This window comes from Actinomyces qiguomingii, assembly GCF_004102025.1.
Taxonomy (GTDB): Bacteria; Actinomycetota; Actinomycetes; order Actinomycetales; family Actinomycetaceae; genus Actinomyces; species Actinomyces qiguomingii.
This window is the reverse complement of record NZ_CP025228.1, coordinates 1,173,918-1,192,067: the sequence shown is the minus strand read 5'-3', so window position 1 is coordinate 1,192,067 and position 18,150 is coordinate 1,173,918. Positions and strand designations below refer to the sequence as shown.

At 68.8% G+C, this 18,150-nt stretch carries 16 protein-coding genes; 5 read left to right on the top strand and 11 right to left on the bottom strand.

The annotated features are described in order from the left end of the window. Window positions 1-84: 84 nt before the first annotated feature. The 3 genes from rpmA to CWT10_RS04845 form a co-directional block, all read right to left on the bottom strand. Complete coding sequence (gene rpmA / locus CWT10_RS04855) at window positions 85-342, bottom strand: 50S ribosomal protein L27 (RefSeq protein ID WP_103063531.1); 258 nt, start codon at window positions 340-342, stop codon at window positions 85-87. A 58-nt stretch (window positions 343-400) separates the two neighbouring features. Further along, window positions 401-721: a 50S ribosomal protein L21 gene (gene rplU, locus CWT10_RS04850; RefSeq protein WP_103063530.1), complete on the bottom strand. Its 321-nt coding sequence runs from the start codon at window positions 719-721 to the stop codon at window positions 401-403. A 203-nt stretch (window positions 722-924) separates the two neighbouring features. Further along, window positions 925-3,528 (bottom strand): Rne/Rng family ribonuclease, encoded by a 2,604-nt coding sequence (locus tag CWT10_RS04845; RefSeq protein ID WP_233188198.1) that lies wholly within the window; start codon window positions 3,526-3,528, stop codon window positions 925-927. Window positions 3,529-4,332: 804 nt separating this feature from the next. On the opposite strand from CWT10_RS04845, the gene CWT10_RS04840 reads away from it, so the two are divergent. The 5 genes from CWT10_RS04840 to CWT10_RS04820 all read left to right on the top strand — a co-directional run bounded on the left by CWT10_RS04840 (window position 4,333) and on the right by CWT10_RS04820 (window position 12,667). Beyond that, on the top strand, window positions 4,333-5,835 hold the full coding sequence (locus CWT10_RS04840; protein ID WP_103063528.1) for a cytochrome ubiquinol oxidase subunit I: 1,503 nt from the start codon (window positions 4,333-4,335) through the stop codon (window positions 5,833-5,835). A 101-nt stretch (window positions 5,836-5,936) separates the two neighbouring features. Further along, a complete protein-coding gene (cydB, locus tag CWT10_RS04835; protein WP_103063527.1) occupies window positions 5,937-7,064 on the top strand; it encodes a cytochrome d ubiquinol oxidase subunit II in 1,128 nt (375 codons plus the stop codon). Window positions 7,065-7,165: 101 nt separating this feature from the next. Next, a complete protein-coding gene (gene cydD, locus CWT10_RS04830; RefSeq protein ID WP_179952364.1) occupies window positions 7,166-8,947 on the top strand; it encodes a thiol reductant ABC exporter subunit CydD in 1,782 nt (593 codons plus the stop codon). Then, the gene (gene cydC, locus CWT10_RS04825) at window positions 8,944-10,812 is read left to right on the top strand and encodes a thiol reductant ABC exporter subunit CydC (RefSeq protein WP_103063525.1); all 1,869 of its coding nucleotides are present in this window, start codon (window positions 8,944-8,946) and stop codon (window positions 10,810-10,812) included. The genes cydD and cydC overlap by 4 nt, the downstream gene beginning before the upstream one ends. Continuing rightward, window positions 10,805-12,667, top strand: coding sequence for a GAF domain-containing sensor histidine kinase (locus CWT10_RS04820; protein WP_103063524.1), 1,863 nt, complete (start codon window positions 10,805-10,807; stop codon window positions 12,665-12,667). Before cydC ends, CWT10_RS04820 begins: the two co-directional genes overlap by 8 nt. Here the strand turns inward: CWT10_RS04820 and CWT10_RS04815 are convergent. From CWT10_RS04815 to coaD, 8 genes are all read right to left on the bottom strand, one after another. Next, on the bottom strand, window positions 12,627-12,965 hold the full coding sequence (locus CWT10_RS04815; RefSeq protein WP_128683290.1) for a hypothetical protein: 339 nt from the start codon (window positions 12,963-12,965) through the stop codon (window positions 12,627-12,629). The genes CWT10_RS04820 and CWT10_RS04815 overlap by 41 nt on opposite strands. A 119-nt stretch (window positions 12,966-13,084) precedes the next feature. After that, a complete protein-coding gene (locus tag CWT10_RS04810; protein WP_103063522.1) occupies window positions 13,085-13,375 on the bottom strand; it encodes a WXG100 family type VII secretion target in 291 nt (96 codons plus the stop codon). A 398-nt stretch (window positions 13,376-13,773) separates the two neighbouring features. After that, window positions 13,774-14,427, bottom strand: coding sequence for a response regulator (locus CWT10_RS04805; protein ID WP_103063521.1), 654 nt, complete (start codon window positions 14,425-14,427; stop codon window positions 13,774-13,776). 45 nt (window positions 14,428-14,472) lie between these two features. Then, a complete protein-coding gene (gene mutM / locus CWT10_RS04800) occupies window positions 14,473-15,489 on the bottom strand; it encodes a bifunctional DNA-formamidopyrimidine glycosylase/DNA-(apurinic or apyrimidinic site) lyase (RefSeq protein WP_103063520.1) in 1,017 nt (338 codons plus the stop codon). Between the two features lie 7 nt (window positions 15,490-15,496). Further along, window positions 15,497-16,333 (bottom strand): ribonuclease III, encoded by an 837-nt coding sequence (gene rnc / locus CWT10_RS04795; protein ID WP_103063519.1) that lies wholly within the window; start codon window positions 16,331-16,333, stop codon window positions 15,497-15,499. Next, window positions 16,330-16,941 carry a YceD family protein gene (locus CWT10_RS04790; RefSeq protein WP_103063518.1) on the bottom strand — a complete coding sequence of 204 codons (612 nt, stop codon included), beginning with the start codon at window positions 16,939-16,941 and terminating at the stop codon, window positions 16,330-16,332. The genes rnc and CWT10_RS04790 overlap by 4 nt, the downstream gene beginning before the upstream one ends. 60 nt (window positions 16,942-17,001) lie before the next feature. Then, the gene (locus CWT10_RS04785) at window positions 17,002-17,592 is read right to left on the bottom strand and encodes an ATP synthase subunit B family protein (RefSeq protein ID WP_103063517.1); all 591 of its coding nucleotides are present in this window, start codon (window positions 17,590-17,592) and stop codon (window positions 17,002-17,004) included. Then, a complete protein-coding gene (coaD, locus tag CWT10_RS04780) occupies window positions 17,589-18,143 on the bottom strand; it encodes a pantetheine-phosphate adenylyltransferase (RefSeq protein ID WP_103063516.1) in 555 nt (184 codons plus the stop codon). Before coaD ends, CWT10_RS04785 begins: the two co-directional genes overlap by 4 nt. Window positions 18,144-18,150: the final 7 nt, after the last annotated feature.

Sequence of the window (18,150 nt, the reverse complement as noted above, 5' to 3'; positions counted from 1 at the left end):
GATGCCCCGGGGCAGGTACGGCGCGAGGGCGGACGGTCTGAGCCGCCCGCCCTCGCGGATGCCGTCATGGTGATGGAAGCAGCGTCAGCCTTCGGAGGCGACGACGTTAACCACCCTGCGGTCGCGGTGAGTGCCGAAGTCCACATTCCCGGCGGTCAGCGCGAACAGGGTGTCATCCTTGCCGCGGCCGACGTTGTTGCCGGGGTGGAAGTGGGTGCCGCGCTGGCGAACGATGATCTCGCCGGCCTTGACGAACTGGCCGCCGAAGCGCTTCACGCCGAGGCGCTGGGCGTTGGAGTCGCGACCGTTGCGGGAGGAACCAAGACCCTTCTTGTGTGCCATGTCGGGACTTCTTTCTGTTTCGCTGGGTGCCTGAAGGATGCTGCGGGCCGGGTCCCGCTCAGCCGATCTCGGTGACCTTGATGGCCGTGAGCTGGGCGCGGAAACCCTGGCGCTTGCGGTAACCCGTCTTGTTCTTGAACTTGAGGATGTTGATCTTGGGGCCCTTCTCATCCCCGACGATCTCGGCCTTGACGGTGGCGTCGGCCAGATCCGCGGCGGAAGCGGTCACCTTGTCTCCATCCACCAGCATCACGGGGGCGAGGGTCACCTCGTCACCGACCTCGCCGGCAAGCTTGTCGACAACCACGACGTCACCGACGGAGACCTTCTCCTGACGGCCGCCGGCCTTGACGATCGCGTAGACCACTTGACTGCTCATCTCTTTCGATTCTTCTAGCCGTCCACTCACGGGAGCGCTGCTCCACCGCTCGTGGGCGACTACTTGCGCAATGGTGCGGAAGGCACCGCCGGATTACTTTATGCGATCCGGCGGGCGAGACCAACCCGTGGGCGGACACAGGGCCTGTGTTATTCCGCACCCCTGCACCCCACCAGCCTCTTCCCGAACCATCACCGCCACGCTCAGGACGGCTGTGCGGCGGTGGAATCGTCCTTCCTGGCGTGCTCATGGGCGTGCTCGGCGGCCGCCGCGATCTGGGCGAGCGCCCCGCGCACGGCGGAGCGGGTGGCCTCGTCCTGCCCCTGCGCCTCCGACTGGCCGGTAGACCTACCTCGACCCGACGCCCTGCCGGACTTCCCCGAGCCACCCGAGCCCTTGGAGGACTTCGCCGAGGAGGAGGTGCCGTCGTCGTCGCGACCACGGCGGCTCCGCCCGGAGCCGTTCCCCCGCGCGGCGGAGGCGGACATGTCCACGGCCTGGTCCTCCACCGGGTGCTCGTGGACGATAAAGCCGCGCCCCCCGCAGCATTCGCAGGGTGTGGAGAAGGCCTCCACCAGCCCCTGGCCGACGCGCTTGCGGGTCATCTGCACCAGCCCCAGGGAGGTGACCTCCGTGACCTGATGCCGGGTGCGGTCGCGGCCCAGGCATTCCACCAGGCGACGCAGCACCAGGTCGCGGTTGGACTCCAGCACCATGTCCACGAAGTCGATCACCACCATGCCGCCGATGTCCCGCAGCCGCAACTGACGCACGATCTCCTCGGCGGCCTCGAGGTTATTGCGGGTGATGGTCTCCTCCAGGGTGCCGTCCGCACCCCCGGTGAAGCGTCCGGTGTTGACGTCAATGACCGTCATGGCCTCGGTACGGTCGATGATCAGCGTACCGCCGCTGGGCAGCCAGACCTTGCGGTCGAAGCCCTTGGCCAGCTGCTCGTCAATGCGGTGGGCGGTGAATACGTCCTCGGCGCCGACCCAGTGCTCCAGCCGGTCGTTCAGCTCGGGGCTGAGATCGCCGACATAGGCGGATATGGTCTTCCAGGCACCGGATCCCTGCACGATCAACTTGCGGAAGTCCTCATTGAACACGTCGCGCACCACGCGCACGGCCAGCTCGGGCTCCTCCTTCAGCAGTACCGGGGCCTTGCCGGAGCCCTTGAGCACCTGGGAGGACTTCTTCTCGATTGTCTCCCACTGGGTCACGAGCCGCTTGATGTCGTCGGCAAGCTGCTCCTCACCGGCACCCTCGGCGGCCGTGCGCACAATCACGCCGGCGTCATCGGGCACGATCCGTTTAAGGATCTTCTTGAGCCGGTTGCGCTCGGTGTCCGGGAGTTTGCGGGAGATGCCGGTCATGGTGCCGCCGGGCACCAGCACCAGGTAGCGGCCCGCCAGGGCGATCTGGCTGGTCAGGCGAGCACCCTTGTGACCGATGGGATCCTTGGTGACCTGCACCAGCACGGTGTCTCCGGCCGCCAGGGCGTCCTCGATGCGCCGCGGCTTGCCCTCCATGCCGGCGGCATCCCAGTTGACCTCACCGGCGTACAGGACGGCGTTGCGGCCCTTGCCGATGTCCACGAAAGCCGCCTCCATGGATGGCAGCACGTTCTGCACACGCCCGACGTACACATTGCCCACCAGCGAGGTCTGGGTGTGACGGGCGACGTAGTGCTCCACCAGCAGCCCGTCCTCCAGGACGGCGATCTGGTTCAGACCGTCCTGCTCACGCACCACCATCTGCCGGTCGACGCTCTCGCGGCGAGCCAGAAACTCGGCCTCGGTGATCACGGGACGACGACGTCCAGCGGCACGCCCCTCGCGGCGGCGCTGTCGCTTGGCCTCCAGACGGGTGGAGCCTTTGAGTGCGGTGACCTCGTCACGAGCGTCTCGACCGGCGTCAGAGCGCATGCGGGAGCGCCGACGCCGCCGACGCGAACTGCCGGAACTCTCCTCTGCCTCAACGCCGTTCGGCTCCGTCTGGCCAGTCACCGTCTCGGCGGCCTCACCGGATTCGTCGGCAGCACGTGCGGCCTCCTCGGAACGGGAACGGGCGCGCCGGCCGCGCCCGCCGCGACGCCGCTTGCGCCTGGTGCTGCCGGCCTCCTTGGCGCCCTCGGCGTCATCATTCAGCGCCACGGCGTCAACGTTGTCCTCGGCTTCAGCCGCGTCGGCACCGCCCCCGGCTTCCGGGACGTCAGCGGCGGCTGGACGAGCTGCGCGCCGAGCGGGCCTGGCCTCCTCCACGTGGACGGGTGCGGTGGCGGCGGCCGTGGCACGACGGCGTCGACGCCGTGACGCTCCGGTACGTCCCTGCGACGTCTCAGCGGAGACCTCGACACTGGTTGAGGAGTCCTCGGCGTCTTCGGCCCGACCACTGCCGGCCGCGTCCTGGCGCGGAGCGGCGTCGGACTCCGACCGGGCCGGCCGGGTCTGGGCGGGGGTGGTGGCGGCGACCTTCACCTTGCGCCGCCGCCGCCGGGCCAGTGCCGGATCGGGCGCCTGGAACAGCAGTGAGACGGCGGGCCGTTGCTGCTCCTGCGGCTCTCGGATCTCCTCCTCCGGGGGCGCCGCGGAGGCGTCGGCCGATTCGGCTTCCTCCTCGGCGGATTGGATGTCCTGCGTCGCATCCACCGCCTGTTCGCCATCCTCGGCGGACTCGGGATCCTCCACGGCCGGCTCTGCCGGTCCCGCATCCCGGGTTGCGGGCTGCACCTGAGCATCTGCGGCCTCTGCGGCGGAATGCTGCACAGCCGGAGCCGCGGCCTCGGGAGTAGTTGACGCGGCGGTCACTCTACGGTGTCTGCGGACCGAGCGGCCGGTCGCACTCGTCCCGGTGGTTTCCTCCGCGTCCAGCGAGGGCGAATCGGCTGAGCGCGATGACGAGGGAGACATGGGTGTATCTGCACTTTCAGGCGCTACGGCCCCGCCGTACCCGCGGCGCCATAACGCGATCGTGCTCCCCGGCGGGGAGCCAAAAGCCTAGGTGTGCGCCTTGCGGCGCCGGCCTGCGGCGGAACTCGCGATTGCGGAAGTGCGGCGGCGCTCTGGGCGGCGCAAGTCTTCCGGGCGGTCTCGGCCGAGGTTCGGACATCGTTTGCCGGTACGGGGCAAGCGACGCCGACCGGATTATCGCACAGGTGCACCCCCGCCGAGGGACATGGGAGATCATCGTGCCGCTGTCTCGCCCACGGCGGACAGCCCGCCCCAATCCCACCCGCATCGAGACCGGTCGACGTAACCATCGAGATCGGTCGATACGGGGCTCTCCTGGTGGGGGGTGCGGTGACGCAAGGCGCCACGGCGATTTTCGACCAATGGCGCCACGGCGGTACCCGGTATGGGTCGCCGTCCCAAAGCAGCACATGCCAGCAGACTGGATAGATCCTCACCCGACCAGCCGACCGCCAGGCAGCCCCCTGAACGTATTCCCCACGGCCCGCGCACCTCGAACCGGACAGCGGCCTCGTATTTATAACAAGTCACACGTTTTTCACGACGGAGCGTCAGCCTACCCCTATACTGAGCCTATCCCTCCGGGGACGCATTAAAGGATCTTCCTATATTCCCCATGGTTCCTCGCGAAAGGCGATGCAGATGGGCCTGGCACCGATGGCGCTCGACTCCTTAGACGTGGCTCGATGGCAGTTCGGCATCACCACCGTCTACCACTTCATCCTGGTGCCGTTGACGATCGGTCTGGCGCCCCTGGTAGCACTGCTGGAGACCCTCCACCTGCGCACCGGCAACGAGCAGTGGCGGACGGCCTCCAGGTTCTTCGGAAACATCCTGCTGATCAACTTCGCCCTCGGCGTCGCCACGGGCATCGTCCAGGAGTTCCAGTTCGGCATGAACTGGTCGGAGTACTCCCGATTCGTGGGCAACATCTTCGGGGCGCCACTCGCCTTCGAGGCGCTGCTGGCCTTCTTCATGGAGTCCACCTTCCTGGGCCTGTGGATCTTCGGCCGCGACCGCCTGTCCCCCGTGCTGCACAACCTTTGCATCTGGATGGTGGCCCTGGGCACAAACCTGTCGGCCTTCTTCATCCTCGCGGCCAACTCCTGGATGCAGCACCCGGTGGGCGCCGTCATCAACCCGGACACCGGCAGGGCGGAACTGGACGGCGTCGGAGGATTCTTCAAGGTGCTCGGCAACGAGATCCTGTGGGTAACCGTCGCACATGTGATCGCCTCCGCATTCCTGGTGGCTGGAACACTCATCCTTGGCGTATCCGCCTGGTGGATGGTCAAGGCGACCCGCGCCGGGCAGGAATTCGAGGCCCGCGCGCTGTGGCGCCGCATGACCCGCTTCGGCGCGGTCACCATGATCGTTTCCGGTGCTCTCACCCTCGGGTCTGGCCACATGCAGGGGCAGATTGTGGCCCAGGAGCAGCCGGCCAAGATGGCGGCGGCGGAAATGTTGTGCGAGACCGAGTCCGGGGCCGGCTTCACCGTGGCCGCTTTCGGCAGCTGCACCGACGGTACCGCCACGCATCTGATCACGATCCCCTACGTGTACTCCTTCATGGCGACCAATGATCCGGGCGCCGAGATCATGGGCCTGAACGACGCCCAGGAGATGTATGCCGAGCGTTACGGCGACGGCCAGGACTACACACCTAACGAGATGGTCACCTTCTGGTCCTTCCGGCTCATGATCGGCCTGGGCACGATCGCCATCGCCATTGGCGCCGCAGGCCTATGGCTGACGCGTCGGGGCCGCCTGGTCGACTCACCGCTGGTGGGGAAGATCGCGCTGTGGAGCATGTGGCTGCCCTTCGTCGCATGTTCCTTCGGCTGGATCCTCACCGAGATGGGCCGCCAGCCATGGGTGGTGGTGCCGAACCTGGCCGACCCGGTCTCCCAGGTGTACATGCTCACCGCCGACGGCGTGTCTCCCACGGTCTCCTTCGGCACCGTGCTGACTTCCCTGATCGGCTTCACGCTGCTGTACGCCGCCCTCGGGGTCATCTGGTTCCTGCTGCTGCGCCGCTATGTCCGGGAGGGCGTGCGCACGCAGATCGACCCGGCGCGCAGCACCGCCCAGTCCGCGGACCATTCCGACAACGGCGCCGAGCCGCTGCTGTCATTCCAGTACTGATGGGATCGCATTCGCGTTCACGCCCACTACCTCCTTCGATGACCACACCTCGCTGACCCGCCGGCCGACCGCCGCCCGACCCGACTAGCCTGGAGCCCGCCGTGACACTCTCAGTCCTCTGGTTCTTACTCATCACGATCCTCTGGGTCGGCTATTTGACCCTGGAAGGCTTCGACTTCGGGGTCGGCATGCTGCTGAAGATCCTCGGCCGTGACGAACGGGAGCGCCGCACCATGGTTCAGACCATCGGTCCCCACTGGGACGGCAACGAGGTCTGGCTGATAACCGCCGGCGGCGCGACCTTCGCTGCCTTCCCCGAGTGGTACGGCACCCTTTTCTCCGGCGCATACCCGGCGCTGTTTCTCATTCTGCTCGGCCTGATCGTGCGCGTATGCGCCATTGAGTGGCGCGGCCGGATCAATGCACAGTCCTGGCGCGACCGCTGGGACTGGGCGCACACCGTCGCCGCCTGGGTGCCCTCGATCCTGTGGGGCACAGCCTTTGCGAATCTGGTGCAGGGCATGGAGATCGAGGTGGTCGACACCGCCAACGGGGCGGTCGTGCCCGCCGGGCAGGTATCCCCCGACGCTCTCCTTGCCGGCGCCTCACACCAGGTGACGGGCGGGTTCTTCAGCCTGCTCACGCCTTTCACGCTGCTGGGCGGTGCCGCCACCTGCCTGCTGTTCCTCACCCACGGGGCCCTGTTCACCGCCTTGAAGACTACCGGCGATCTGTCCCGGCGGGCGGCCGCCTTAGCCCGCCGCTTGGGAATCGTCTCCACGCTCGTAGCCGTCGTCTGGGGGCTGTGGGCGGTCAGATTCTCCGCCACCACCTGGGCATGGCTGCCCCTGGCCGGCGCGGCAGTGGCCTTGGCCGCCTCGCTGTTCTGCTCCTTCCAGGAACGCCAGAGGCTCGCCTTCGGCCTGCATTTCGCCGCCATCGCCTGCGTGACCGCACTGATCTTCACCGCCATGGCACCCGATGTCATGCGCTCATCGATCGATCCCGCCTATTCGCTGACCATCACCCAGGCCGCATCCGCCGACACCACGCTGGCGATCATGACGGTGGTCGCCGTCATCTTCCTACCGATAGTGCTCTTCTACACGATCTGGGGCTACCGGACCTTCTCGGCACGGATCAGCGCCGAACGGGTCGACCCCGCCGTCGGCGGGCTGCATCCCACACGCGTGCGTGACAACTCCCAGCCCGCGTCCGTCGATCACTGAGGCGATTACCGAGGCGGGCTCGCCGACTTGCGGGCCTCCTCCTGGGCCTCCATGACCGTACTCCCGGGACTACGGTCCCGTCGTGGCACTATCCTGTTGGGGTGAAGCCGTTGGATCCCCGACTCATGCGCTACGCGGCCGCGGCCCGGCGCTACATCGCCACGACGGCGATCACCGGCACGCTCACAGCTTTGCTTGTCGTCGCCCAGGCGTACCTCATCGCCCACATCATCTCCCCGGTCATCACCGGGGCCGCGACGGCGAAGACGGTGCGTGCCCAGGTGATGGTGCTGGCCGGTGTGGTGGCGGCCCGGGCGCTGGTGCTGTACATCCAGGAGTCGCGCGCCCACCGGGCGGCCGCGGATGTCACCGTAGATCTGCGCCGGCAGGTGCTTCAGCGCGCCACCGCCCTGGGGCCGCGCTGGCGGGCGATCCACGGCGTCGACACCGCCACACTGCTCACCCGCGGCCTGGACGACCTGGAGCCGTACTTCACCCGTTACCTGCCGCAGCTACTGCTGGCAGCCACCGTCACTCCCGCCACCGGCCTGGTCCTGCTCACCCAGGACCTGCCCTCCGCGATCGCGGTGGCCTGCACGATCCCCCTGATCCCGGTGTTCATGATCCTGATCGGCCGTCTGACCCAGGCGCACTCCGAGGCGCGGCTACGCACCATGGAGCGGCTGGGCAGCCAACTGCTAGATCTGCTGGCGGGCCTGCCGACGCTCAAGGCGCTGGGGCGCCAGGCCGGCCCCGCCCGACGGGTGCATGACCTGGGCCGCGCCTACAACGCCACCACCATGTCCACCCTGAGAGTTGCCTTCCTCTCCGGGGCGGTGCTGGAGTTCATCACTACCCTGTCGGTGGCGATCGTCGCTGTCGAGGTCGGCTTCCGGCTGCTGTACGGGCGCCTGGATCTGACAACCGGCCTACTGGTCATCATGATCACCCCGGAGGTGTATCAGCCGCTGCGGCAGGTGGGCTTCCAGTTCCATGCCTCCGCCAATGGCGTGGCCGCCGCCGAGGCCGTCTTCGCCGTACTGGAAGAGTCCGCGCCACAGCCGGGTGCACAACCCGCACCAGATCTGCGTTCGGCCCGCATTGACCTGGAGGATGTCTCGGTGGCCTCCCGCGGCGCCTGGGCGCCCGCGGATCTGACCGCCACCATTCGCCCCGGCCGCCTGGTGGCCTTCACCGGGGCCTCCGGGGCCGGCAAGACCACCGCTTCCCAGCTGCTGCTGGGCCTGCTCACCCCCGATCGCGGCCGCGTGCGGGCCAGCGCCGCCGACGGACAGGGGGTGGACCTGGTCGACGTCGATCCGGCGTCTTGGTGGAAACAGATCGCCTGGGTGCCGCAGCGGCCCGTCATCCTTCCCGGCACGCTGCTGGGCAATGTCCTGGGTCACGTGCCCGATGCCCCACCCGCGGGCCCCGCTGTGGTGCCCGCCGCACTCGACGCCGCCGCAGCGGCCACCGGCTTCGACGAGGTGCTCGCATCCCTGCCCGAGGGCTGGCACACGCGCGTGGGGCAGGGCGGGGTGGGCCTGTCACTCGGTCAGCGTCAACGCCTGGCCCTGACCCGGGCATTGGCCTCCGACGCACCGCTGGTCCTGTTGGACGAGCCCACCGCCCACCTGGATGCCGCCGCCCAGGCCCATGTGCTCAACGCCGTCGCCGCCCTGCGTGAGGCGGGCCGCACCGTAGTTGTGATCGCCCACCGGCGCGCCTTGCTCGCTCTGGCCGACGACATCATCGAAGTAGTCTCCCGCCCCGCCCCCGCGACCGCATCGGATGCCTCCGCCGGGCCGGGCGCCGGCACCACCGACACCGTGAACGCCGCCGACCCCATGGATGAGCTCATTTTCTCCGGAGGGGACCGATGAGAGCCTTACTGACCCGCACCGAGCGCCGGGCCCTGCGCCGCGCCGTGGGACTGCTCGACCTGAACGGAGCCCGTTTCGCCGCCTGCGTGCTCCTGGGCTCTGTGGGCTTGGCCAGCGCCGTCGGCCTGTCCGCTGTAGCCGCCTGGATGATCGCCCGTGCCGCCGAAGCACACGAAGTCGTAGCGCTCGGCGTGGCACCCGTAGCGGTGCGCTTGTTCGGTGTCTCCCGCTCGGTGCTGCGCTACTGCGAACGGCTGGAGTCCCATGACACCGCTCTGCGCGGCATGAGTGCCCTGCGCACACGCCTGTACCGGACTGTGGCGGCGGCCCGTACCGACACGGTCACCGGCCTGCGCCGCGGAGACGTGCTGGTACGGGTGGGCAGTGATGTGGACGCCGTGGGGGATCTGGTGGTGCGATCCCTGCTGCCGATCGCGGTCGCCGCCACACTGGGGGTGGCCACCAGCGCGGGCGTTGCCCTCGTCTACCCCCCGGCAGGACTGATACTGGCAACCTGCCTGCTGGTCTCCGGGGTGGCCGGACCGCTGACGACGATCAGGGCGGCCCGAGCCGCCGAGCTGGCCCGCCAGGAGCAGGCCACTGATCTGTCCGCCACCGTCATGAATGTGCTCGACGGCGCCGATGAGTTGCGCGTGTCCGGCCGTATGCCCCACGTGATGAAGGGCCTGGCCGACCTGGAGACGCATCTGGCAGCCACCCGCGACCGGGCGGCCCGGCCCGCGGCACTGGCCGCTGTTATCGACACCGCCGCCATGGGGCTGGCGGTGCTGGGAAACATAGTCGTGGGCACCCAGGCGGTCTCCCAGGGCCGACTGGCGCCGGTGTGGTTGGCGGTAATCGTCCTGGTGCCGCTGAGCGCCTTCGAGGCATCCGCGGCCCTAGGACCGGCCTGCGTGCAGCTGATAACGTCCGCCGGCGCGGCGGTGCGCATTGTGGCGCTCATGGAGCGGGCCGAATCCTCCGCCGAACACGCGCCCACACCCCGCGCGCTGCCGGCCGCCGGCGCCAACGGTCCGCATCTGCGAGCCCGCGACCTGGCAGTGGGATGGCCCGACGGCCCGATTCTGGTAGACGGCATCGACCTGGACCTGGCGCCGGGCGACCGCCTGGCGGTTGTGGGCCCGTCCGGGATCGGCAAGACCACACTGCTGCTCACCCTGGCGGGCATGCTGGAGCCGCGTGGCGGCGAGCTGACCCTGGACGGTTGCCCGCCGTGGGACACGGATCGAGCCGAGGCGGCCAGCCGGGTCAGCCTGACCGCTGAGGACGCGCACGTTTTTGACACCAGCGTCCTGGAAAATCTGCGCGTGGCCGACGGCGCCCTGACTCCCGACCGGGCCGAAGTACTTCTGGGACGGGCCGGGCTGGGCGACTGGCTCTCGCACCTGCCCGACGGGTTGGACACGCGCCTGGGGGCGGATGCCACGACCGTATCCGGCGGAGAGCGCCGCCGCCTACTGCTGGCCCGGGCACTGGCCGCGCCGGCCCCGCTGATGCTGCTGGACGAGCCCGGCGAGCACCTGGACTCGGCCACCGCCGACCGTCTGGTCGGGGACCTGCTGCGCGGCGGGGTCGCGGAGGACCCGCCTCAGGCTCCGGTGAGCACCCGTCACGGCGGTCCGCCGGTCACGGCCGACCACACCGAGGCCCGCGGAGTCCTCCTGGTCACTCACCGCCTGTCCGCATTGGGCCAGGCCGATGAGGTGCTCATCCTGGGCCGCCCCCACCGGACGGCGCCCGGGACCCCCGCCACGGTGACACGCCGCGGCCGGCACATCGAGCTCGCCAACGCCGACCCCGATTACCGCTGGTCCCTTGAACAGGAGCAGGAGGCTCATGTCTGACATCGCGTCCTACCCCGGCGGTCCCAGCGCCACCGCCGCCGCGCCGGCGGGCGGAACCGTAGGCCTGTTCCGGGCGGCGCTTAGGCTGACTAGCTCGTTGAAGGTTCCGGAGGCGCTGAACCGACTCGTCGACTCCGCCTGCGCCCTGACCGGTGCTGCCTGGGGGACGATCGCCGTCCCCGGGCCCGCCGATCCCGCCACCGCCGCATCACTGACCACCGGCACCGCCACCGCCTCGGCCGACGAACTGGCTACCATGCTGGCCGGTGCTCCCGGCGCCGGCCCCGAGGACTCCGGCGTGCTCGTGCGCAATATGCCGGCCGGGGACGCGCAGGACTGCGGTACTACCATTCTTTCCGCCCCATTGCGTTCCCACGGGCGGATTTACGGGCGCCTATACCTGTGCGACAAGCGCAGCGGGTTCACCGACGCGGATGTCACCGCCGTACTGACGCTCGCTGAGGCCGCCGCCGTCGCGCTGGAGAATGCCCGCCTGTATCGGGAGGCCCGTGATCGCGAGCAGTGGATGGCGGTATCCCAGGAACTAACCACCATGCTCCTGTCAGGTGCCGATGAGGGCGATGCACTGACGCTGATCGCCCGCCGCGTGCGCGAGGTCGCCCATGCGGACACCGCTGCCCTGGTGCTGCCCAGCGTGGGCGAAACCTGGATCTGCGAGATCGCGGACGGCAAGCACGCCGACCAGTTGATCGGCACCTTCTTCCCACCTGCGGGCCGGGCCCTAAAGACGCTGGCGCGCCGCACCGGGCTGATCGAGGACTCGCTGGCCGACGCCTGGGGCGCCTCCGACCTGCTGGTTGAGGAACTCGCCCGGTTCGGCCCGGCACTGTATGCGCCCATGGTCCATCGGGGCCGCGGTGTAGGGGTAATGCTGCTGCTGCGTGAGCAGGGGGCCGAGCGCTTCACCCGGCAGGACCTGGAGATCGCGGAGCTGGTAGCCGGGCAGGCGACCATGGCCTTCGAGCTCGCCGACGCCCAGCACGCCGAGGAGATGGCCACGCTCCTGGATGAGCGGGCCCGCATCGGACGTGATCTGCACGACCTGGCGATCCAGCAGCTGTTCGCCACCGGGATGCAGCTGTCAGCCGCCCGTGACCGGCTCGAGCATGAGGGTGCTGCCTCCGGCACCGACATGTCAGTCGCTTGCCGGGCGCTGGACGCCTCCCTGGCGGCGGTGGACGACTCGGTGCGGCAGATACGTTCGATCGTGCGCTCGCTGCGGGACCGGGACGAGGACGTCAGCGTGGTGGAGCGGCTGCGACGGGAGGCCTCTCTGGCTCGCACCTCGCTCGGTTTCGCGCCGTCCCTGATCCTCACGGTGGACGGCCACGGCCTGGCGCAGGCGGAGCGGGACCGGGAGGATGAGTTGATCGCCATGATCGACGCGGCGGTGGAACCGGACCTGGCAGACGACATCGTGGCCGTGGTGCGGGAAGGGCTGTCGAATGTGGCCCGCCACGCCAAGGCCTCCTCGGTGACGGTAGACGTCAAGGTGGAGGGGCTGCTCGGCTCCCAGCCGCCCGCTGGCCAGGACGGGGCCGCCTCCGGGGACGCCGAGCCCTTCCAGGGCGCGCCGGTGGTGGAGGTGGTGTGCCGGGACGACGGCGTGGGCGTGGACCCGCGGGTGACACGCCGCTCGGGAACCGCCAACATGGCCGAGCGCGCCCGCCGCCACGCCGGCAGCTTCGTGATCGGCCCGCGCGCCCGTTCCGACGGCGAGCGGCGGGGCACCTGCTTCACCTGGCGGGTGCCACTGGAGCGGGATGGCCGCAGCGGGCTGCCTGATTACATGCTCAGCGGCGTGACCGGGCAGCCTTCTGCGCCGCCCTCCTGATACGCCACCACTGCTGCATCTGGAACGGGTGGTCGTCAGGAAGACCTTCATACGCCACCATCTTCACCACGCCGAGGCTCCACCGGACCCAGGGGACCAGCAGAGCCAGTGGAGCCACCATATACACGACGGGGGTGAGCAGAATGAGTTTGATCGCATGCCCCCGCCGCAGCGCGGCCCCGGTCCAGGGACCGTACTCGCGCAAGAAGGGATCAACATCCCACGACTCCAGGGAGAAGCCCTCCCGCCGCAGCACATCAACCACCACCCGCACCGCCTCTCGAGCAGGCAGTGCCACAACAAACCGGCGAGCCGGATACCTAGTACCGATCAAACTCACAGCCCACACCTCCCCAACCGTTGACCGCGCAGCCGTTCTGCGTCGCAGGCAGCAAGCCCACTAACTCCCGCGGCTTCTCACAGCGACCACATGCTGGCGACCTGCCGCTCCGCCGCCGTATAGAGATCATCGGCATAACGTACGGCGGCGATGAGCTCCATCAGCATCAAGCTCAAGTCCTGCCCCGACTGGGACACTGAGCTATAAGTCGAGTCCGCCGCACTGGCAGCCTGGCCGCTCCACTCGGCCTGTGCCGCACCCATGCCTCCATCGAGCTGGCTCCAGGAGTACTCCCACTCTCCCTGCGCACGGGAAAGATCCTGGGCCAGCCAGTCCAGCACACCATCCTTCACCACCAGGTCGCTCATTACTCTTACTCCTTATCTTCCTAGGCTGTCACGAATCTCGTCCATCTGGTCAAGGGGTGTATCGGCTCTCCCCGAGCGCTGTTGCTCGCGCCACTGGGAGCGTAGGGATCGCATGTTGCGTTCCGCTTGAGGAGGTCTCCCAAGTCGGCAGAATCTATCCGCGCCCACTGCTCAATGAACTGCTCCTGGTGGACAGGTGCTCTGCGCCCTGCCTGAACAGCGTAGCTCCCGCGAGGGACAGATCCTCGTAGTCGACCTGCATCAGTGTGACCCCCTTCAGTCACGCCTTGGCCGCAGCTTCCTTAAGCTAACCGTCACCAGAGCGTCAGAGAAAGAGTACAGACCGAAAAGAGACGTATGCCCCAAGGCCACACAGGCTTGCTGTGGCAGCCCCTGCCTCAAGAACGACGCCAGCCGGAGGCGCGCTGCCCGGCCACCCAGGCGGCCACCTGCGTGCGCCGCTGCAGGCCCATCTTTGCCAGGAGCGAGGTGATGTGGTTCTTGACGGTCTTCTCCGCCACCCCGAGCCGCTCACCGATCTCCCGGTTGGACAGGCCGTCGCCGATGAGTTCGAGCACCTTGCGCTCGGCGTTGGTCAGGTCGGCGGTGGGGTCGTCATGATCAGCACGACGGCGCGTAACCGTCCGCTCGTCGAGCAGTACCCGCCCGGATGCCACCGCCCGCACCACATCGCTGATCTCGGCGCCGTGGACGGTCTTGAGCAGGTAGGCCCGGGCACCGGCATCAAGGGACTCGGCCAACGCCTCGTCGTCGTCAAAGGAAGTCAGCACGATCGGCAGCGCCTGAGGCACCGACTCGCGCAGCGCCTGCATGAGTTCGATACCGGTGCCGTCAGGCAGCTGCAAGTCGACCAGCACCACATCCGGGCGCATGAGTTCGGCACGGCGGATGGCCTCAGCCTTGGAGCCGGCCTCGGCCACCACATCCAGGCCATCGGCTCGCTCGATGATCTCGGCGATACCGCGACGGACGATCTCATGGTCGTCCACAATCATGACGCGAACCGTTTCGGACGCGGAGGCACTGTGCATGGACGGAGACTATCAGCAGCGGGGACTTACGTCACAGTTAGCCGTCTACCGCGGTCTACGCTGGCAGCGCGGGCAGAACACGTGGCTGCGACCGCCGACCGTCTCGGAACGAAGGGGCGCGCCGCAGCGCCGGCACTCCTGTCCCGCCCGCCCGTAAACCGCCAGGGAGCGGGCGAAGTAGCCGGCGGCGCCGTCGGCGTCCACGTACAGGGCGTCGAAGCTGGTGCCGCCCACGGCCAGCGCCCGATCCATGACCTCACCGGTGGCCGCCAGCAGGCGGGCGGTCACGCACGGGCCGAGGGCACTGCCGCGGCGCAGCCCGTGGACGCGGGCAGCCCACAGTCCCTCATCGGCGTAGATGTTGCCGACGCCGGAGACGATGCCCTGGTCCAGGAGCAGTGTCTTGATGGCCCGGTTGGAGCGGCGCATTTTGGCGACGACGGCGGGCCGGTCCAGGTGCGGATCGAGCAGGTCGCGGGCGATGTGGGTGACGTCGGCCGGCATCTGCGGAACGGGGCTGCCGGTGCCGCCGGGCGCTCCATCGGCGGTGGGCACCATGGCGGCCACGCGCAGTCCGCCGAACATGCGCTGGTCGACCAGGTCCAGGAGGGCTCCACCAGGAGCGTCACCGGCGATGGGCCGCAGGTGCAGGCGCACGCGTAGGTGACGTGGGCGCAGCTGCGGATCCCTGGCCGGCAATGGGGCACGTGTGGCGGTCAAGTCCGCGCGGGGCGCCTCAGGGTCGCCCAGGAAAGCGCGGGCGTCATCGCCGGACTCCCGCGCGGCGAGCGCGACGGGGGTGCCGTGCACGAGCAGTTGCCCGCTCATGCCCAGGTGGGCGACCAGGGCTGCCCCGTCGTCGAGCGGCAGCCACAGATACTTGCCGCGGCGCACCACCGCGGTAAAGGCGCGGCCGCTCAACCGCTGCACGAAGACCTCTGCCCCGCCCTCCTGCCGCCGCAGCGGCCGCGGATCGAAGATCTCCACGCGCTCCACCGTGCGGCCGCTCAAGTGCCGGGCCAGTCCGGCACGGACGGTCTCAACTTCGGGTAGTTCCGGCATGACGGTTCTAAGTCCGCGGCTTCGCCTCGGCGGCCTGCGATCGTGAGGCCCCGGCGCCACCCACGCCCAAATCGGCGCGCAGGGCGTCGTTGACGCCGGGCAGGTGCAGCCCGCCGTCGCCATGAGCGGCCAGGATGGTGGCGTAGGCCGCCTCGGCGGCGGCGTGTTCGGCCACCTTCTTGGAGCTGCCGGTACCCTCGCCGCAGACCCTCCCGTCCACGCGCGCCCGGGCGGTGAATATGCGCCTGTGGTCCGGGCCGGTGCTGGTCGCCTCGTAGGCCGGGTTTCCCAGGCCGTGGACGGCGGTGAGCTCTTGCAGGCTGGTCTTCCAGTCCAGGCCCGCGCCGCGTATGGAGGCGTCATCCAAAAAGCGGGCCACCAGGCGCTCCACGACGGTGCGCACCGGTTCCAGCCCGGTTGTCAGATATGTGGCGCCGATGAGTGCCTCGACGGTGTCGGAGAGAATGGAGTCCTTGTCCCGACCACCGGACAGCGACTCACCCCGTCCAAGTTTGACGAACTCCCCCAAGCCCAGATCCCGGGCGACGGCAGCCAAGGCCGGCTCGGAGACGGTTGCGGCCCGCATCTTGGCCAACTGCCCCTCGGGCAGATCCGGATGGCTGCGGAAGAGGTTCTCGGTGACCACGAGGCCCAGAACCGAGTCCCCCAGGAACTCCAGGCGCTCATTGGTGGGCAGGCCACCGTGCTCATGCGCCCAGGAGCGATGGGTCAGGGCCAGGTTGAGCAGGTCGGCGTCAATATGCTCACCCCAGCGGAAAACGAGCGTGTCAACGTCCTCACGCGCCGGGGGCACGGCGCGCTTCTGCTTACGCCGCGAACTCATCGGCGCCGCCTGTCAACATCCTGATCCTCGGCGTCGTCAGCGTCGGCGGCGGGGGCGGCGTCGGCATCCGCCAGCAGACCGGCCAGGGCGGACCAGCGGGGATCCAGCTGCTCATGGTGGTGATCAGCGGGCAGATCGTCCAGACGTTCACCACACTGCGAGCACAGACCGGCGCAGTCCTCACGGCACAGCGGCTGGAAGGGCAGGGCGAGCACAAGCGCATCACGCAGCGCCGGCTCAAGGTCCAGCGAGGTATCACCGACCATGAACAGTTCGTCGGCCTCCTCATCCCCCTCGGCGGCCTGGGCGCGGGCCGCCTCCGGGGTGAAAAACAGCTCGTCGAAGGTAATGATCGTGTCATTCTCAAGATCACGCAGGCAGCGCACGCACTGGCCGCTCAGGTGCACCTCGGCGCGCCCGCGCACCAGCACACCGTTGCCCAAACAGGTCAGTTCGGCGTCGACTACAAGCGGACCGCCCTCCTGGGCACCGATCATCTCGGCGCCCAGGTCGGCGGGGGCGACGGTGTCCAGATGGATGTTCTTGATCGCCCCGATCTGCTGTGGCAGGTCGACAATGTCGACGACGAGTCCGGCCGTGCTGGCCATGATGATCCTCCTCAATGACGTGCTGCGGAGGTGAATGTACCTGCGCGTGGGCGTATCAGCCTACCGTCCGCCCTGGTTCCAGTTACGGGTGGCGGCCGGGTCAACGGACCAGCCGGCGAAATGGCGGGCTGCCTCCTGACGTTCACGCTCGGCATCGGGCGCCGCGGAGTCGGTGCCCGCGCTAAGGCGGGCGGCCAGCGCTTCGCGGCCCGCCCGAACCTGCTCGGCAAGCTTGTCTATCTCGGTCTCCAGGGCGGCCAAGGAACGGTCGGAGTAGTCGTCGGCACCGTGGCGCAGCCGTTCCGCCCGCTGCTCCGCAGTGGAAATGATGGCGTCGGCACGGTCATTGGCCATGCGCACAATATTCTCCCCGGCCACCAGCCGCTCGGCCTCCTCCTGGGCATGGGTGAGGATCCGCTGGGACTCCTCGCGCCCCTGGGTTAGCACGGCGTCGGCGTCTGCCACGATCTCCTCGGCACGACGCACGGCGGTGGGCACCGCCTGGCGGGCACGGTTGATCAGGTCTAGCACATCCTGGCGACTGACCATCACGGAGGCGCTCATGGGCAGCGAACGGGCGGTGGAGATCAACTCATCCAGCTCGTCGAGGATGCGTAGCAGGTCGTCTCCGGCGTCGGCACGGGTGGTCACGGTTCGTCCTTCATTTCTGCAGGGGGTTCGGGTAGCGGCATCGTTGCAGTGGCACCGGCTCCCGGAGTAGCACCGCCCAGGGCACGGGCCAGAGCGGCGGCGACTTCGGTCGGCACCAAGGCGGAAATGTCCCCGCCGTGCCGGGCCACCTCCTTGACCAGGGAAGAGGACACATGCGCATGGGTCGGGGCGGCAGCCAGGAAGAAGGTCTCAGGACCTCCCAACTCTCGGTTGACCAGTGCCATGGGGATCTCGGTGTCGAAGTCGGAGCCGTTACGCAGGCCCTTGACAATGGCATCGGCGCCCCTGCGGGCACAGAAATCGGCCAGCAGACCCGGGATGACCGCAACCTCCACACCGGGCAGGTCGGCCAGGGCGGCCCGGGCCAGCTCGGCACGTTCTTCCACACTGAACAGGCGGGATGCGTCCTTGGCGACGTTACGCGCGACTCCGAGGATGACATGGTCGAATAGCGTGCCGGCGCGACGCACGACGTCGATATGCCCGAGGGTGATCGGGTCGAAGGTTCCGGGATACACGGCAAGCGTCACGTCGCGA

Coding starts and splice junctions, on each gene's coding strand:
- rpmA (WP_103063531.1), bottom strand. CDS start 342: ATGGCACACAAGAAGGGTCTTGGTTCCTCCCGCAACGGTCGCGACTCC.
- rplU (WP_103063530.1), bottom strand. CDS start 721: ATGAGCAGTCAAGTGGTCTACGCGATCGTCAAGGCCGGCGGCCGTCAG.
- CWT10_RS04840 (WP_103063528.1), top strand. CDS start 4,333: ATGGGCCTGGCACCGATGGCGCTCGACTCCTTAGACGTGGCTCGATGG.
- cydC (WP_103063525.1), top strand. CDS start 8,944: ATGAGAGCCTTACTGACCCGCACCGAGCGCCGGGCCCTGCGCCGCGCC.
- CWT10_RS04820 (WP_103063524.1), top strand. CDS start 10,805: ATGTCTGACATCGCGTCCTACCCCGGCGGTCCCAGCGCCACCGCCGCC.
- CWT10_RS04810 (WP_103063522.1), bottom strand. CDS start 13,375: ATGAGCGACCTGGTGGTGAAGGATGGTGTGCTGGACTGGCTGGCCCAG.
- CWT10_RS04805 (WP_103063521.1), bottom strand. CDS start 14,427: ATGCACAGTGCCTCCGCGTCCGAAACGGTTCGCGTCATGATTGTGGAC.
- mutM (WP_103063520.1), bottom strand. CDS start 15,489: ATGCCGGAACTACCCGAAGTTGAGACCGTCCGTGCCGGACTGGCCCGG.
- rnc (WP_103063519.1), bottom strand. CDS start 16,333: ATGAGTTCGCGGCGTAAGCAGAAGCGCGCCGTGCCCCCGGCGCGTGAG.
- CWT10_RS04790 (WP_103063518.1), bottom strand. CDS start 16,941: ATGGCCAGCACGGCCGGACTCGTCGTCGACATTGTCGACCTGCCACAG.